Below are 16,826 nucleotides of genomic sequence, written 5' to 3'. Positions count from 1 at the left end.
GCCGGACGATGCGCTTCGCGACGGTCTCAGAAGCCGGCGGGCAGGTGCGGTGCGGCGTGGTGCGGGACGACACGCTGCTGCGCCTCCCCGCCGGGACCACCGTGCTCGACCTGCTCCGTACCGATGGACTCCGCGACGCCGGCGCCCGGGCCCTGGCCGACGGCGACGCCGTCCCGCTGGCCGGGCTGCGGCTGCTGCCACCGGTCGACGCACCCACCGTGCGCGACTTCGTCGCGTTCGAGGAGCACGTCGAGGGGATGACGGCCGGGGCCGGGGTGGGAGCGGAGTGGTACGAGGCCCCGACGTTCTACTTCACCAACCCGTACGCGCTCGTCGGCGCGCACGACGACGTGGCGGTGCCGCCCGGCTGCTCCCGGCTGGACTTCGAGTGCGAGGTCGCGGCCGTCATCGGCCGGGGTGGCGCCGACATCGCCCCCGAAGACGCGTCCGCGCACATCGCCGGCTACACGATCTTCAACGACTGGTCGGCACGCGACCTCCAGTTCCGCGAGATGGCCGTCCGCCTCGGGCCCTGCAAGGGCAAGGACTTCGCCACCACGCTCGGGCCCGTCCTGGTCACGGCCGACGAACTCGAGCCCTACCGCGACGCCGACGGCTTCCTCGCGCTCGGCATGACGGTCGCGGTCAACGGCGTCGAGATCGGGCGAGACCTGCTCTCCAACATGGGCTGGCCGTTCGAGGACCTCGTCGCCTACGCCAGCCGCGGGACCGAGGTCCGTCCCGGTGACGTCCTCGGCTCCGGCACCTGCGGCAACGGCGGCTGCCTCGCCGAACTGTGGGGCCGCGGCCGCACCGATCTGCCCCCGCTGCGGCCCGGAGACGTGGTCACGATGACGGTCGAGGGCCTCGGCACCCTCCGCAACACCGTCGTCGCCGGACGCGAGCCGCACCCGATCGCGCAGGCCCGGCCCCGCCCTCGCACCCGCCCCTGATGTCGACCCGTTCCACCCCCCGAACGCCGTGAGGTCCCCATGAACACCGACGCCTCCCGAACCGCCGGACTGCCCCAGCTCATCCTGCTCCTGGCGGCCAGTTCCATGCCCGTGCTCGGAGCGGTCCTGATCGCACCCGTGCTCCCCCTCATCGCCCAGCATTTCGCCTCCGTGCCGGGCGTCGAGGTCCTGGTGCCGATCGTGCTGACCATCCCCGCGCTCGTCATCGGGCTGACCGCCCCGTTCGCCGGGCAGCTCGTCGACCGGCTCGGCCGGCTGCGGGTGCTGCAGGTCGGCATGGTCGGCTACGCGGTCGCCGGCACCGCACCCCTCTGGCTCGACGGCATCGGCGCGATCATCGCCAGCCGCGTGTTCGTCGGCGTGTTCGAGGCCGGCATCGCGACGGCGGCGATCACGCTGATCGGCGACTACTGGAAGGAGAAGCGCGACCGCTACATCGGCCTCCAGGCGACGACGGCGTCGCTGGGCGGGGTCGTCTTCATCGCGCTCGGCGGCGCGCTGGGGGTCGGGGGCTGGCGCGCACCCTTCTGGGTCTATGCGATCGCGCTGGTGCTCGTCGTCCCGATGACGTGGCTCCTGTGGTCGCCCCAGCGGTCGGCGGAGCCGGCGGATCCGCGTGCGGTCAGGGTCCCGTGGCGCGCGCTCGCCGCGCCGTGCGGGGTCACGCTGTTCGGCGGCGTCGTCTTCTACATCCTCATCGTCCAGCTGTCCACCGTGCTGACCTCGATCGGGATCACGTCCACCGCGACCACCGGCCTGCTGACCGGCGTGCTCGCCATCGCCATCGCCGTCGGCGCGGCGCTCTACGGCCGCTTCGCGAGCCTGGGCAGGCGCGTGCTCCTGCCCGCCGAGTTCGCGACCTCGGGACTCGGCCTCGTCATCGTCTTCGCCTCGTCGAACGTCACGGTGGTGATGGTCGGCGCCGTCATCACCGGGTTCGCGAGCGGCCTGCTCTTCCCCACGCTCATCTCCTGGGTGCTGGACAACGTCGAGTTCTCCCAGCGTGGGCGCGGCACCGGGCTCTGGACGGGCACGGCGTACGTCGGCCAGTTCCTCTCCCCCCTCGTCGTGGCGGGGCTGGCGCTCTTCACCGGCGGTCTGCAGGGTGGCATCGGCGCACTCGGGGTGCTCTCCGTCGTCGTCGGGGTCGCGCTGTTCCTGACCTTCCGCAAGCAGAACCCGACGCCCGCTCCCGCCGTCCCGCCCGCGCCGGTCGCTGACGGACACTGACGGACACTGACCGCAGGGCACGACCAGTCAGCTCGCCAGGAGGGCCGCGCTTCCGTAGCTGCCGCCGAAGCCCGTCACCAGCGCCACCTCGCGCCCGTCCCGCAGCTCCCGTACGGCCTGGGCCACGTTGTTCAGGCCGTGCACGTAGCCCTCCGACAGCAGTCCGCCGTGCGGGTTCACCCAGGCGTGCCGCCGTTCCATCAGGTACGGCCCGAGCTCGGAGCGGCCCACGACCCCGAAGTCCTCCAACTGCCGGGGCACCAGCCACGAGTACGCGTCGTACAGCATCGCCGCGTCCACGTCCGCCGGCCGCATCCCCGAGGTCTGCCACAGCATCGGCGCCACGTACGCCGAGAAGATCGTCGTGACGTCCGGCGCGCGGTCCATCGCGGAGCTGCCCGGACCGCCCGCGCGGACGACCGCCTGGACGCGCGGGCCGTCCAGCACACCGCTGATCAGCAGCGCGCAGGCGCCGTCGGTCTCCTGGCAGCAGTCCACCGTACGCAGCGGCGTGCAGACGTACGGCCTGGCCAGGTAGTCCTCGTACGGCAGCGGCTCGCGTCTGAGGGCGCGCGGGTTGGTGGCGGCGTTGGCCCTGGACTGGGCGACGACGGCGTGCAGGTGCCGCTCGCCGAGCCCGGTCTCGTGCAGGTAGCGGGTCGCGGCCATGGCGAACATCGGGATCGGGCCGGCCATCCCGTACGTGAACCGCTCCTGAGGCCCGGTCGAGACGACGTTCATCCGCTTCCCGGAACGACCGTTCAAAGCGCGATAAATGAGGATATTTCGAGCCAGACCGGCGTGCACCAGCATGGCCGCGTCGCCCAGGATGGAGGCCGCCTGGGTGCCGCCGCCCGCCAGGTCGTTGTGCCAGCCCAGCCGGTCCATCCCCAGCGCCCGGGCGACCTGTGTGACGGGGGCGGAGTCGTTCAGGTGATAGCTGAGCACCGCGTCCACCTCGCGGGCCTCGATCCCGGCGTCGTCGCAGGCCGCACGGCACGCCTCGACGGCCAGCTCCAGCTCGGTGCGACCGGAGGCGCGCGTCAGCGCCGTCATCCCGATCCCGGCGACGGCCGCCTTACCGGCGAAGGGCTGCATGGTTCACCTCCCGCCGGACCGCACCCGCTCCGACTGTTCGTCGGCACGACCGCTCCCACCATCGCCCAGAGCAGGGCGCGCGGCTGCTCCCACCACGGACCGGAGCAGGGCGCGAGGCTGCCCCGGCCAGCGGCGCCTTACGCCCGACACGGTATCGCCCAATCCAGGAGTAAGACAAGCGCTTGCTCGGTAAGATCACCCCGCCAGGCCACATAATGAGTGAATATCGTCACCCCCGGTTAACTGACGCTCTTCACTCCAGCTATCCACATATGTCAGATGAAGTGCGATCATCAAGAGCCCATCACCTTCACCCCGAGGTGAGCGATGGATCTACGCCACATCCGCTACGCGATCACGATCGCCCGCGCGGGCAGCCTGCGGCGCGCCGCGGCCATCCTGCGGATCGCCCAGCCCACCCTGTCGGAGCAGCTGAAGGCGCTGGAGAAGGAAGTCGGGGTGGAGATCTTCACCCGTTCCTCCAGCGGCATGCGGCTCACCGAGGCCGGCGAGGTGTTCCTCGCGCAGGCCACCGTCGCGGTGGACGCCTTCGAGCGGGCGATGCTCGCCGCCCGCGGCAACGGGCGGACCACCCGGCTCGGGGTGGCCGACGGCCTGAGCGACGTGGTGGCCCGGCTGCTGTCGCAGGTTCAGCACTGCGGCCCGCGGGTGGCTCCGATGGGCACGGCCGAGCAGATCGTCTCCCTCATGGACGGCGCGATTCAGGCCGGGCTCGGGTACGCGCCCGGTTCGCTGCCGCGCGGCGTGGCCCGGATGCTGGTCCACCGCTCCCCCGTACGCGCGCTGCTCAGGCGCGACCACCGGCTCGCCGCGAACAAGCGGCTGTCGCTCGCCGCGCTCGCGGGCGAGCCGCTGATCATGCCCGAGTCGGAGGCGGTGGCGGGCGCCCGCCGGTTCCTGGAGGCGTTCGTACGGCAGCGCCTGCATCCCCGGCTCGGCCCGGCGGCCGCCACCCACGACCTGGCGATCGCCATGGTGAGCGAGGGAGCCGGCTACACCCTCTGCGTGCGGGACGGCACTCCGGTGCCGGAGCGGCTGACGTTCGTGCCGATCGCCGAGGAGGTGCCGCCGATCGAGGTCGTCCTTCTGTGGAACCGTCAGGCGGACGTCCACGAGCTGCTCAGCGCGGCCCGCCACCTGGCCCGATCTGGATAGCGATAATATCCAGCAGATGCGCATGTCCGAGCTGAGCACCGAGTCCGGCGTGGCCATCCCCACGATCAAGTACTACCTGCGTGAGGGCCTGCTCCACCAGGGCGAGCAGCTCACCGCCACCCGGGCCGACTACGACGACTCGCACCTGCACCGGCTCCGTCTGATCAGGGCGCTGCTGGAGGTGGGCAGGCTCCCGGTCGCCTCGATCAAGAAGGTCGTCGAGGCGGTGCAGGACGAGTCCCTGCCGATCCACGAGCTGCTCGGCACCGCGCACTACGCCCTGAGCCCTGCCGTCGAGCCCGAGCCGACGCCCGAGTGGGAGACGGCCCGCGCCCAGGTGGACGCCCTGCTCGACCGCCTGGACTGGCAGGTCACCGCCGAGGCTCCGGCCAGGGACGAGCTGGCGCAGACGGTGGTCAGGATGCACCAGCTCGGCCTGACCGCCGACCTGGCGCCGTACGCGGCGGCGGCCGAGCGGCTGGTCACCGAGGTCGAGCTGAACACGATCCCCTACGACGGCCCGCGCGACGCCGCCGTGGAGGCCCTGGTGCTGGGCACGGTCCTGTACGGCCGCGCCTTCGACGCGCTACGCCGCCTGGCCCAGGAATCGGAGTCGGCCCGCCGCTTCGCCCGCGAGGCTGACTGACGAGCCCCGGACCCGCATGTCATGACCCGTACGGGGTAGCGCGGGCCTGATGTTCGAAGATTTCAGGGAGAGCCGCGTCGACGTCGGCGAGGCGGAGTTGTTCGTCAGGCACGGAGGCGACGGTCCGCCGGTGCTGTTGCTGCACGGTCATCCCAGGACGCACGCCACCTGGCATCGGGTCGCGCCGCTGCTCGCCTCAGACTTCACGGTGGTCTGCCCGGACTTAAGGGGGTACGGCCGCTCGTCGAAGCCGCCCTCGACCCCCGACCACGAGCCCTACTCCAAGCGGGCGATGGCCAGGGACATGCTCGCCCTCATGCGCGCGCTCGGTCACGACTGGTTCGCCGTCGCCGGGCACGATCGGGGCGGGTACGTCGCCCAGCGGCTGGCCCTCGACCATCCCGAGGCCGTCACGCACCTGACGGTGATGGACGTGGTGCCCATCGGCGAGGCGCTGAGCCGCTGTGACGCGGGGTTCGCGGCTCGGTGGTGGCACTGGTTCTTCCTGGGCCAGACCGCCAAGCCCGCCGAACGGGTGATCGACGCCGACCCCGACGCGTGGTACCGGACGGGCCCCGAGCAGATGGGTGAGGAGGCCTACCAGGACTTCCGCCGGGCCGTGCACGATCCGGACACCGTGCACGCGATGTGCGAGGACTACCGGGCCGGCCTGGGCGTGGACCGCGCCGCCGACGACGCCGACCGGGCCGCGGGCCGTACCATCGGCTGCCCCACGCTGGTCGTCTGGGCGACGCGGGACGACATGGAGGAGCTCTACGGTGACCCGGTGGAGGTGTGGCGGTCATGGGCGGACGACGTGCGCGGCCTCGCCGTCGACAGTGGCCACCACCTGGCCGAGGAGGCGCCCGAGGAGCTGGCCGCCGCCATCGCGGGGTTCGCCGCTCCACGTGCCGGGTCGGGGCGGCGTCTGCCGTGACGTGCCTTCAGTCGGTGACGGTCACGGGGCGTTTCAGCAGCCACAGCGCGGCCCGTTGCAGCAGGGCGCGGTGGATCTCGTTGCCGTAGGAGCGGGTGTCGTGGCCGAGGGCGTCGTAGAAGACCCGGCCGCGCCGTACGGGACGGGCCCACATGAGCGGCTGGCCGGCCGCGGAGGCGAGCGGGCGGACGTCGGGCAGCACGTCGAGGTCACTGTAGACCTCGTCCACGAGGTCGAAGTCACGCAGCCCCTCCACCACCGGGTGCTCGCCGTGCACCCGCACGCCGGTCCAGCCGAGCGGCGGGTGGTAGGACTTGGACCAGTCCCAGCAGGCGCCGAGCACCCGCGACCAGCCCTGCCAGTCGTCGAAGCAGAGCGACGCCGAGTGCATGCACAGCAGGCCGCCGCCACGGTCGAGGTGGTCCAGCAGGGTGGTGCGGGCCTGGGCCGGCAGCCGGAAGCTCCACCGGTCGCGCAGGTCGGCGAAGCGGTCGGCGTTCATCAGCCAGCGCAGCGCGTTGACGGTGATGAGCTGGACCTCCGACGGCTCGCTCAGCGCGCCGACGATGTCTTCAGTGATCTCGGACTCGACTCCCACCTCGGCCAGCACCTCGGTGAGGGCCGCCGATGTGGCGTCGAAGTCGTGGAACGGGCCTCCGGACAGGACTAGGTTGCGTGCCACCCGCCAAGCCCATCACGCCTGCCGCCTGATTGCCACCCACACGCGGTCACATCAGGACGGGCCCGCCCGTCCTGCCGGCCAAAGGGCTCAGGAGCGGGGTGACTACGCTGCCAGGGGTGAGGCAGGTGGAGGATTTCGAGGCGTACCGGCCGCTGCTGGTCGGGCTGGCCTACCGGCTGCTCGGCAGCATGTGGGACGCCGAGGACGTGGTCCAGGAGGCGTGGCTGCGCTGGTCGGGCGCGGACCGGAGTGACGTCAAGGAGCCCAGGGCGTTCCTGCTGACCGTGGTGTCGCGGCTGGCGCTGGACCAGCTCCGCTCGGCCAGGGTCAAGCGGGAGGCGTACACCGGCCCCTGGCTGCCCGAGCCGGTCTCCACGGCGGAGGCGGGCCCGCTGGACACCGCCGAGCTGCGCGACACGGTGTCGCTGGCGACGCTGCACCTGATGGAGCGGCTCTCGCCGCCGGAGCGGGCGGTGTTCGTGCTGCGCGAGGCCTTCGAGCTGCCGTACGACCGGATCGCGGAGATCGTCGACTCCTCGGTGGCCAACGCCAGGCAGCTCCACCACCGGGCCTCGGTGCGGTTGGGCGAGGGCCGGGACAGGTTCCGGCCGTCGGCCGGCGAGCACGCCGAGCTGCTGACGAGGTTCATCGAGGCGGCGGGCGGCGGCGACCTGGCGGCGCTCACCGAGCTGCTGCACGAGGACGTCGTGGCCTGGAGCGACGGCGGCGGCCGGGTCAGGGCCGCGCTGCGGCCGATCCACGGCCGGCGCAAGGTGGTGGCGTTCCTGGCCGGGGTGAACGCCCGCTACTCCTACGGCGCGGCCACGCTCGGCGAGGCCAACGGGCATCCGGTGCTCTGGACACAGGTCGGGAGCAACCTCCAGCTGGTCGCGATCGACGTGCGCGAGGGCCGCATCCAGGGGCTCTACAGTGTGCTCAATCCGGACAAGCTTCAGCGGGTGCGCCCACCCTCCTGACACGCCCGGTGACATCTATAGTCGCCCCCATGGATCTCGGCATCAAAGGCAAGGTCGCACTCGTCACGGGTGGCAGCGCGGGCATCGGGCTCGCCGCCGCCAAGAGCCTCGCGAAGGAGGGATGCGACGTCTGCGTGAGCGCCCGCAATCCCGAACGGCTCGCCGACGCGGTGGTGGAGCTGCAGGAATTCGGCGGCGTGGTGCACGCGGTGCTCGCCGACGTGGAGGACCCGGACGCCGCGGAGCGGGTCGTACGGGAGACGCGCGACGTGGTCGGCCCGGTCGACATCCTGGTGGCCAACGCCGGTGGGCCGCCGGCCGGCCGGTTCGTGGACGCGAGCATGGCCGACTGGGAGCTGGCGATCCAGCGCAACCTGCTCGGCACGGTACGGCTGGCGCGGGCGGTGCTGCCGGAGATGCGCGCCCGGGGATGGGGCCGCATCGTCACGATCACCAGCAGGTCGGCCCGCGAGGCGCTGGACGGGCTGGCCCTGTCCAACTCCACCCGCTCGGCCGTCGCCGGGCTGGTACGCACCCTGGCCCGCGAGGTCGGCGCCGACGGGGTGCTGGTCAACAACGTGATGCCGGGCTCGATCGACACCGAGCGGCTGCGTGACCTGGCGGGCAGCGAGGAGGCGCTGGCCGAGCGGGCCGGCTCCGTGCCGCTGGGCCGGATCGGGCGGCCCGAGGAGGTGGGCGACGTGGTGGCGTTCCTGGCGAGCGAGCGCGCGTCGTACATGAACGGGGTCTCGGTCCTGGTGGACGGGGGCGAGAGCCGGGTCATCGCCTGACCGGGGACGAATCCCTACAACTTGGATGCTCGTGACATTCTTGCATTGAGGAACGATTGGAAGGCGGGGGCATGGACAAGCCGGTCATCGTGACGGTCGACGACGATCCGGGCGTGTCGAGAGCGGTCGCTCGCGACCTCCGGCGGAGGTACGGCCAGCAGTACAGAATCGTCCGGGCGGAGACGGCGCCGCAGGGCATCGAGGCGGTCAAGGAGATGCGGCTGCGCGGTGACGAGGTGGCCGCCATCCTCGCCGACTACCGGATGCCGCAGATGAACGGGGTGCAGTTCCTCGAGGCGGCGATGGACATGTATCCGTTCGCGCGCCGGGTGCTGCTGACGGCCTACGCCGACACCGACGCCGCGATCCAGGCCATCAACGTGGTGGATCTGGACCACTATCTGCTCAAGCCGTGGGATCCGCCGGAGGAGAAGTTCTACCCGGTGATCGACGGCCAGCTCGACGCCTGGCAGCGCACCGACCGGGTGCCGGTGGCGGAGCTGCGGGTGGTGGGCGACCGGTGGTCCGCGCCCTCTTACAAGGTGCGTGACTTCCTGGCCCGCAACCACGTCCCGTACCAGTGGATGCTGACCGAGGACCCGGACGGCGCGCAGCTCGTGGCGGCGGCGGGCGACGACTGCCGCCTGCCGCTGGTGGTCACCGCCGAGGGGGAGATGCTGCAGGCGCCCGACCAGTCCACCCTGGCCTCGACCGTGGGCCTGTCGACCACCCCCGCGACGGACTTCTACGACCTGATCGTGGTCGGCGGCGGGCCCGCGGGGCTGGGCGCGGCGGTCTACGGCGCCTCCGAAGGGCTCAACACCGTGCTGGTCGAGGCGCACGCCTCCGGCGGGCAGGCGGGCCAGAGCTCCAGGATCGAGAACTACCTGGGCTTCCCCGACGGCGTCTCCGGCCAGCAGCTCGCCGACCGGGCGCGCCGGCAGGCGCTCAAGTTCGGCGCCGAGCTGCTGACCGCGCGCAGCGTCACCCACCTGGAGCCGCGTGGGCAGGCGCGGGTCATCGGGTTCGAGGACGGCCGGGAGATCGCCGCGCACGCGGTGATCCTGGCCACCGGCGTGACCTACCGCCGCCTGGACGCGCCGGGCCTGGACGAGTTCGTCGGCAGGGGCGTCTTCTACGGCGCCGCGCTGACCGAGGCGCCCTCCTGCAAGGACAGCGAGGTCTACATCGTGGGCGCCGCCAACTCGGCCGGGCAGGCGGCCGTCTACCTGGCGGGATTCGCCAGCCGCGTGCATGTGTTGGTGAGGGGTGATGGTTTGGAGAAGTCCATGTCTCACTACCTCATCGAGCAGATCCAGGCGGTCGACAACATCGAGGTGCACCTGGAGTCCCGGGTCACCGGCGGGCAGGGCGATGGTCACCTGCAGCGGCTGTCGATCTCGACCAAGGGCGAGGAGCGGACGGTCGAGACCCAGTGGCTGTTCGTGTTCATCGGCGCCAAGCCCTACACCTCCTGGCTCGGCGACACCGTCGAGCGGGACGACAAGGGGTTCCTGCTGACCGGCCCGGATCTCGTACACGGTGATCAGCGACCGCGTAACTGGCCGCTCAGGCGCCAGCCGTACTTCCTGGAGACCAATGTGCCGGGGGTGCTGGCCGCCGGGGACGTGCGGGCAGAGTCGATCAAGAGAGTGGCCTCCGCCGTCGGAGAGGGCGCGATGGCCGTCGCGCTCGTGCACCGCTATCTGGAGAAACAATGACGAACGTGGACATCGACGAGCTGCGCAAACTGTTCCTGTTCGAGCGCCTGACCGACGAGCAGCTCACCAAGCTGGCGAGCAGCGGGGAGATCAAGAAGTTCGAGCAGGACGAGGAGATCGTCCGCCAGGGCGAGCCGGCCGAGTGCTTCGCGGTGCTGGTGGAGGGCGAGCTGCAGATGGTCTCCGAGACCGTCACCGCCGGGACCGTGGCCATGCCGCGCGCCTCCACGCCGGGGGTGTACGGCGGGGCCACCTCCGCCTACCTCGGCGATCGGGGACCCCAGACCTATCAGCACACGCTGCGCGCCACCGCGCCGTCGCGGGTGTTCATCCTGCCCGCCCGCAAGTTCGCCTACATCGTGACCGAGTGGTTCCCGATGGCCATGCACCTGCTCGACGGCCTGCAGTCCGGCGGGCGGATGCAGCGGGAGATCATCGACAGGCGGCAGCGGCTGACCGCGCTCGGCACGATCACCGCGGGGCTCACCCACGAGCTGAACAACCCGGCCGCGGCGGCCGTGCGCGCGGTGAGCGAGCTGCACTCGCTGATCAGGTCCTCGCGGGTGGAGCTCGCGAAGCTCGCCGAGGACGGCATCCCGCCGCAGCGGCTGCGCGCGCTGGTGGAGATGCAGGAGGCGTGCATGGAGGCGGTCGGCAAGCTGGCCCCCCGCTCCCCGATGGAGATCTCCGACGCCGAGGACGAGCTCGGTGAGGCGCTGGACGACCTGGGTGTGGAGGATGGCTGGGATCTCGCGCCCGCGCTGGTCAACGCCGGGTTCGGCAAGGAGCATCTGGCCAAGGTGCGGACGAAGGTGGGCGAGGAGCACGCGCCCGCCGCGCTGCGCTGGCTGTCGGAGGCCGTCGAGATCTCGCAGATGCTCGGCGAGGTCACCGAGGCGACCGAGCGGATCACCTCGCTGATCCGCTCGGCCAAGCAGTACTCCCAGATGGACCGGGCGCCGTTCCAGGTGCTCGACGTGCACGAGCTGCTCGACAGCACGGTCGCGATCTTCCGTGGCAAGATCCCGCCGGGGATCAGCGTGGTGACCGATTACGACCGGACGCTGCCGCCGATCCCCGCCTACGGCGGCGAGCTCAACCAGGTCTGGACGAACCTGATGCACAACGCGCTCGACGCCATGGGCGAGGAGGGCACGCTGACCATCCGGACCGCGCACGACGAGGACGAGGCGATCATCGAGATCGGCGACACGGGCCCCGGCGTGCCCGAGGGGATCAGGGACCGGATCTTCGAGCCGTTCTTCACCACCAAGACCGTCGGCCAGGGCACGGGGCTCGGGCTGGACATCTCCTACCGGATCGTGGCCGGCCGGCACGGCGGCGACCTGAAGGTCCGCTCGACCCCGGGCGACACCTGGTTCGAGGTACGGCTCCCGCTGCGGGAGTCCACGGTGGGCCCGGCGCCGTCCGACTGAGCCGGGGCCCGATCCGGCTGGGGGCGGCTCGATTCCGTCGTGACGCCCGACCCTGCGCGGTCGGTCCGGCCACCGTGGTTCGTATCCTGGGGGCTCGGCACTTCGCTCGGCCCCCCGGAAGGATCCCCGTGTCAATCACCGACTGGACCCGGCAGGCGCTGCCCGCCATGCTGGACGACCTCAAGGCCCTGGTCGAGCTGGAGACCCACAGCTACGACAAGGCCGCCCTCGTCCAGGGGCTGCGCGGGGTGCGCGCGCTGGCCACCGAGCGGCTCGGCGCGCCGGACATCGAGGTCGTGCACGACGGCGGCCAGTACGGTGACGTGCTGGAGCTCACCTACCACGGGACCGCGCCCGGCACGGTGCTGATGATGAGCCACTACGACACGGTCTGGCCCGTCGGCACGCTCGCCGGCTGGCCGTTCACGGTGGCGGACGGCAAGGTGTCCGGGCCCGGCGCGTTCGACATGAAGTCCGGCCTGGTGCAGTCCGTCTGGGCGCTGCGCGGGCTGCGCGAGCTCGGGCTGCCGCATCCGGGGGTGCGCTTCCTGTTCAACGGCGACGAGGAGATCGGCAGCCTGGTCTCCCGGCCGTACATCGAGGCCGCCTGCGCGGACGCGCTGGCCTGCCTGGTGTTCGAGGCGTCCGGCCACGGCGCGCTGAAGACCGCGCGCAAGGGCGTGGGCATCTTCGACGTGACCGTCACCGGCGTCGAGGCGCACGCCGGGCTCGACCCGAAGGCGGGCGCCAGCGCCATCCACGCGCTGGCCGAGCTGGTCACCCAGATCGCCGCCGCCGGCGCCCCCGAGCTCGGCACCACCGTCAACGTGGGCTTGATCAGCGGCGGCACCGGGCGCAACGTGGCGGCGGGCATCGCCACCTGCGGCGTCGACGTGCGGGTCACGGACTTCGCCGAGATGGGCCGGATCGACGAGCTGCTCGCCGGCCTGCGGCCCGCCGACCCGCGCGTGACGGTCACCGTCAGCGGCGACTGGAACCGGCCGCCCATGACGCCCAACCCGCTGTCGCAGCAGCTGTTCAAGGAGGCGCAGGCCGCCGCCGCCCGGCTCGGGTGGACGCTGGAGGAGACGGCGGTGGGCGGCGCCAGCGACGGCAACTTCGTCTCGGCGCTGGGCCGGCCGGTGCTCGACGGGATGGGCGCGGTGGGCGACGGCGCGCACGCGCGGCACGAGCACGCGCTGGTCGAGCACATCCCGGCGCGGACGGCGCTGACCATCGAGCTGATCTCGGCGCTCGTCTAACCCTGGCGTCGGGCGGGGCTGGGCGACGGGGCAGTATGTCACCCAGTACAACGAGTCGGTGAAGGGGCATTTCTTGAAATACGAACGCCAGCCGTACCGCAGGTGTGGCCGTAGTGGTCTGCTGCTCCCGGCGGTCTCGCTCGGTCTGTGGCACAACTTCGGCGAGGGCAAGCCGCTGGAGACCCAGCGCGCGATCGTGCACAAGGCACTCGACCTGGGCATCACGCACTTCGACCTCGCCGACCGCTACGGTCCGCCGATCGGCGCGGCCGAGGCCGCCTTCGGGCGGATCTTCCCCAAGTCGCTGCGCGACGAGGCGGTGATCACCACCAAGGGCTTCAACCCCATGTGGGACGGCCCCTACGGCACGGGCGGCTCCCGCAAGCACCTGCTGGCCACGCTCGACCGGTCGCTGGCCCGGCTTCAGCTCGACTTCGTGGACATCTTCTACCTGCACCGCGACGACCCGGACACGCCGCTGCAGGAGCAGGTGGCCGTGCTCGACCACATGGTTCGCACCGGCCGCGCCCTCTACGTCGGCGTGTCGAACTTCTCCCCCGAGCGCACCGCCGAGGCCGCCGCGCTGCTGCGCGACCTGGGCACGCCGCTGCTGGTCCACCAGCCGTCCTACTCCATGCTCAAGCGTGACATCGAGGACGAGCTGCTGGGCGTACTGGAGCGGGAGGGCATGGGCTGCGTGGTCTACTCGCCGCTCGCGCAGGGCCTGCTGACCGACCGCTACCTGAACGGCATCCCCGCCGACTCACGCGCCGCCGAGGGGCGGTTCCTCACTCCTGAGGGGGTCACGCCGGAGGTGCTGGCCTTCGTGCGCGAGCTCTCCGCGCTCGCCACGGCACGTGGCCAGTCGGTGGCCCAGCTCGCCCTGGCCTGGGCGCTGCGCGACCCGCGCGTCACCTCGGTGCTCGTCGGCGCCTCCAGCCCCGAGCAGCTGGAGTCGAACGTGGCCGCCGTGGACCGCCTCGACTTCACCGCCGAGGAGCTCGCGGCCATCGAGCTGGCCGCCAAGAAGGCGGGCGTCCAGGCGTAGCTCGCCGGAGGGAGCCGCCCGGCCGTCGCCGGCCGGGCGCTCCTAGGAAAGGTCGCGAAGCGCGTGGTAATGTCCCAAGCGAGCGCTTGGTTCCCCGCTGAGAGGCCGCCGTATGAAGTTCTCCACCTTTCACCTGTTCCACCGGTTCGACGGGCAGAGCTTCAAGGACGTCTACGACTACCACCTGGAGCTCATCGAGCTGGCGGAGGAGCTGGGCTTCGACGGGGTGCGGCTGGCCGAGCACCACTTCCGTGACTACGGCGTGGTGCCCAACCTGTTCACCATGCTCGCCCACGCCGCCGCCCGCACCTCCCGGATCCGCCTCGGCACCGGCATCGTGGTGCTGCCCCTGCACGACCCGATCCACGTCGCCGAGGAGGCCGCGCTGGTCGACGTGCTCTCCGGCGGGCGGCTCGACCTGGGGATCGGGCGGGGATACCAGAGCTTCGAGTTCGACGGGTTCGGCATCGACCTGGCCGAGGCCCGGGACCGGTGCAACGAGGCCCTGGAGGTCATCCTCGGGCTCTGGACGCGGGAGACGTACCAGCATGAGGGGAAGTTCTACCGGACCGGCGCGGAGGTGTCGCTCGCGCCCCGGCCCATGCAGGACCCGCATCCGCCCGTCCACGTCGCCGCGGTCTCCCCCGAGACCGTCACCCTGTACGCCGAGCGCGGGCTGCCCATCCTCGCCGACCCGGCGGCGACGTTCCGTAAGGTCGTCCAGGCGGCGCGGACCTGGCAGGAGACGGCGGCACGGGCGGGGCATCCGCCGGGCGCGGAGCTCGTGGTGGCGCGCAGCGTGTACGTGGCGCCGACCGTGGCGCAGGCGCGGCAGGACCAGGCGAGGTTCGAGGCGGCGTTCGACCGCTCGCGCATCTTCAACGAGCGCAGCGCGCCCATCGACGCCGCGACCGGGCGGGCCGCGCAGGGCTTCGAGTACTACCAGGACCGCTACCTCAAGGGGGGCACCGTCTCGGCGGACTTCCGCTGGGAGCAACTGGAGGTCATCGGGGATCCGGCGCGGGTCATCGAGCAGATCACGCTGCTGCGCGACGCCGGGTTCGCCAACCTGCTGTGCGACTTCGGCAGCACCCGGCCGATGCCGGTGGAGGAGATGAAGAAGGTCATGCGGTTCTTCGCCGCCGAGGTCATGCCCGCGTTCGCCTGAGCCTCCTGGAGGAGCGATGCTGCACAGCCTGTCCCTCTCGGACGTCCTCGCCGAGCACGCCCGCAGCCGCCCCCAGGTGACGGCCGCCGTGGACGGCGACGTCCGGCTCACCTACCCCGACCTCGACGCCCGCGTCACCCGCCTCGCGGACGCCCTGGCCGCCCGCGGCGTCACCCCCGGCGCCCGCGTCCTGTGGCTCGGCCAGAACTCCCACGCCGTCCTCGAACTCCTGCTGGCCTGCTCCCGCCTGGGCGCCGTCTTCTGCCCCGCCAACTGGCGCCAGTCCGAGGACGAGCTCCGCTTCATCCTCGACGACCTGACCCCCGCCGCCGTCATCTGGCAACCCTCCGAAACGACCACCCCCCTCCACACCACCGCGACCACCCCACCCCCTCCGGGCTCCGCAGCGACCACCCCACTCCCTCCTCCGGGCTCCGACTCGCCCACCGCTCCCCCTCCTCCCCCTCCGAGCTCTGACTCGCCCACCGCTCCCGCTCTCCGCGCCGGTACGGCGAGCGGGGGTACGGCGGAGGCCGGCGCGACGCGTGCGGCGGTCTGGGTCCGGGCGGGAGCGGAGTACGAGGCGCTGGTGGCCGGCGGGGCGGTGCGGGACTTTCCACAGGTGGCGGACACCGAGCCGACGCTGGCCCTCTACACCGCGGCCTTCGAGGGCCGGCCGAACGCCGCCCTGCTCAGCAGCGCCGCGCTCCTGGCCCACAGCACGTCACTGCTGGTCGTCCGTCAGATGGAGCCAGGCTTCACCTTCCTCGACAACGGCCCGCTGTTCCACGTCGGCACGATGATGTTCTGCCTGGCGACCTTCCAGATCGGCGGCACGAACGTGTTCACCCCGGCGTTCGACGCCGAGGAGGTGTGCCGGTTGATCGACGCCGAGCGGGTCACGCAGGCGTTCCTGTTCGGCCAGATGATCGACGCGGTGGTGGCGGCGAACCGGGAGAGCAAGTACGACCTGTCGTCGCTGAGGTTCGTCTCCCATTCCCAGGAGTGGGACGACATGATCACCGTGGACGACTCTCCGTGGTGCCGCTCCAAGATGGGCGGGTACGGCCAGACCGAGGTGGGCGGCATGCTCACCTTCCTGGGCCTGGCTCCCGGCGCGGCGGGCTTCGCCGGTCGCCCCTCCCCCTTGGCGCAGGTCCGCATCCTGGGGCCGGACGGCGCCGAGGTCCCGCCGGGCGAGGTGGGCGAGATCTGCGCCCGCGGCAAGACCCTTTTCTCCGGATATTTCGCCCGCCCCGACTTAAATGCGGTTAAGTCGGCGTACGGCTGGCACCACACCGGCGACCTCGGCCGCCGCGAACCCGACGGCACCATCACCTTCATCGGCCCCCGCCTCCGCATGATCAAATCCGGCGCCGAGAACATCTACCCGGCAGAGGTCGAACGCGCGCTCAAGACCCACCCCGCCGTCGCCGACGCCGCCGTCATCGGCGTCCCCGACCCCACCTGGCACCAGGCGGTCAAAGCCGTGGTGGCGCTCGCACCGGGCGCCACGGCCACCGCCGAGGACATCGTGTCCCACGTCGCGTCCCAGCTGGCGTCGTACAAGAAGCCCACCCATGTCGCCTTCGTGGCGGCCATCCCCAAACGCGGCTTCACCCCCGACTACGACGCCCTGGACACCGCCCACGGCGGCGGCAACTACCCCGGCGCCTGACC

The 16,826-nt window shown here is 71.8% G+C and carries 15 protein-coding genes; 13 read left to right on the top strand and 2 right to left on the bottom strand.

Features of this window, described 5'->3' with window-relative positions; translation table 11 throughout:
• Window positions 1–8: 8 nt before the first annotated feature.
• Together IEY87_RS26715 and IEY87_RS26710 are read left to right on the top strand one after the other, a co-directional pair.
• Window positions 9–953 (top strand): fumarylacetoacetate hydrolase family protein, encoded by a 945-nt coding sequence (locus IEY87_RS26715; protein ID WP_189141534.1) that lies wholly within the window; start codon window positions 9–11, stop codon window positions 951–953.
• Between the two features lie 39 nt (window positions 954–992).
• Window positions 993–2,204, top strand: a complete 1,212-nt coding sequence (locus IEY87_RS26710) for an MFS transporter (RefSeq protein ID WP_189141533.1) — start codon at window positions 993–995, stop codon at window positions 2,202–2,204.
• Between the two features lie 27 nt (window positions 2,205–2,231).
• Here the strand turns inward: IEY87_RS26710 and IEY87_RS26705 are convergent, their stop codons facing one another.
• Window positions 2,232–3,302 (bottom strand): thiolase C-terminal domain-containing protein, encoded by a 1,071-nt coding sequence (locus tag IEY87_RS26705; protein ID WP_189141532.1) that lies wholly within the window; start codon window positions 3,300–3,302, stop codon window positions 2,232–2,234.
• A gap of 327 nt (window positions 3,303–3,629) precedes the next feature.
• Between IEY87_RS26705 and IEY87_RS26700 the strand changes: the two genes are divergently transcribed.
• From IEY87_RS26700 to IEY87_RS26690, 3 genes are read left to right on the top strand one after another with little or no spacing between them, the layout of a single operon-like run.
• A complete protein-coding gene (locus IEY87_RS26700) occupies window positions 3,630–4,478 on the top strand; it encodes a LysR family transcriptional regulator (protein WP_189141531.1) in 849 nt (282 codons plus the stop codon).
• A 16-nt stretch (window positions 4,479–4,494) separates the two neighbouring features.
• Window positions 4,495–5,124, top strand: a complete 630-nt coding sequence (locus IEY87_RS26695; protein WP_189141530.1) for a MerR family transcriptional regulator — start codon at window positions 4,495–4,497, stop codon at window positions 5,122–5,124.
• A 49-nt stretch (window positions 5,125–5,173) separates the two neighbouring features.
• Entirely contained in the window at window positions 5,174–6,061 is an 888-nt protein-coding gene (locus IEY87_RS26690) for an alpha/beta hydrolase (protein ID WP_189141529.1), read from the top strand.
• Between the two features lie 7 nt (window positions 6,062–6,068).
• On the opposite strand, the gene IEY87_RS26685 is transcribed toward IEY87_RS26690, so the two are convergent.
• Window positions 6,069–6,743, bottom strand: a complete 675-nt coding sequence (locus IEY87_RS26685) for a ThuA domain-containing protein (RefSeq protein ID WP_189141528.1) — start codon at window positions 6,741–6,743, stop codon at window positions 6,069–6,071.
• A 116-nt stretch (window positions 6,744–6,859) separates the two neighbouring features.
• On the opposite strand from IEY87_RS26685, the gene IEY87_RS26680 reads away from it, so the two are divergent.
• The 8 genes from IEY87_RS26680 to IEY87_RS26645 all read left to right on the top strand — a co-directional run bounded on the left by IEY87_RS26680 (window position 6,860) and on the right by IEY87_RS26645 (window position 16,824).
• Entirely contained in the window at window positions 6,860–7,720 is an 861-nt protein-coding gene (locus tag IEY87_RS26680; protein WP_225278075.1) for an RNA polymerase sigma-70 factor, read from the top strand.
• A 29-nt stretch (window positions 7,721–7,749) separates the two neighbouring features.
• Window positions 7,750–8,511: an SDR family oxidoreductase gene (locus IEY87_RS26675; RefSeq protein ID WP_189141527.1), complete on the top strand. Its 762-nt coding sequence runs from the start codon at window positions 7,750–7,752 to the stop codon at window positions 8,509–8,511.
• A gap of 71 nt (window positions 8,512–8,582) precedes the next feature.
• Window positions 8,583–10,232, top strand: coding sequence for an NAD(P)/FAD-dependent oxidoreductase (locus IEY87_RS26670; protein WP_189141526.1), 1,650 nt, complete (start codon window positions 8,583–8,585; stop codon window positions 10,230–10,232).
• Window positions 10,229–11,668, top strand: a complete 1,440-nt coding sequence (locus IEY87_RS26665) for an ATP-binding protein (protein WP_189141525.1) — start codon at window positions 10,229–10,231, stop codon at window positions 11,666–11,668. The genes IEY87_RS26670 and IEY87_RS26665 overlap by 4 nt, the downstream gene beginning before the upstream one ends.
• A 128-nt stretch (window positions 11,669–11,796) precedes the next feature.
• Complete coding sequence (locus IEY87_RS26660) at window positions 11,797–12,930, top strand: M20 family metallopeptidase (protein ID WP_225278076.1); 1,134 nt, start codon at window positions 11,797–11,799, stop codon at window positions 12,928–12,930.
• A 73-nt stretch (window positions 12,931–13,003) separates the two neighbouring features.
• The gene (locus IEY87_RS26655; RefSeq protein ID WP_189141524.1) at window positions 13,004–13,978 is read left to right on the top strand and encodes an aldo/keto reductase; all 975 of its coding nucleotides are present in this window, start codon (window positions 13,004–13,006) and stop codon (window positions 13,976–13,978) included.
• 112 nt (window positions 13,979–14,090) lie between these two features.
• Window positions 14,091–15,146, top strand: coding sequence for an LLM class flavin-dependent oxidoreductase (locus IEY87_RS26650; protein WP_189141523.1), 1,056 nt, complete (start codon window positions 14,091–14,093; stop codon window positions 15,144–15,146).
• Between the two features lie 16 nt (window positions 15,147–15,162).
• Complete coding sequence (locus IEY87_RS26645) at window positions 15,163–16,824, top strand: AMP-binding protein (protein WP_189141522.1); 1,662 nt, start codon at window positions 15,163–15,165, stop codon at window positions 16,822–16,824.
• Window positions 16,825–16,826: the final 2 nt, after the last annotated feature.

Source organism: Nonomuraea glycinis, assembly GCF_014646515.1.
GTDB lineage: Bacteria > Actinomycetota > Actinomycetes > Streptosporangiales > Streptosporangiaceae > Nonomuraea > Nonomuraea glycinis.
This window is presented reverse-complemented; position numbering and strand designations above follow the sequence as displayed.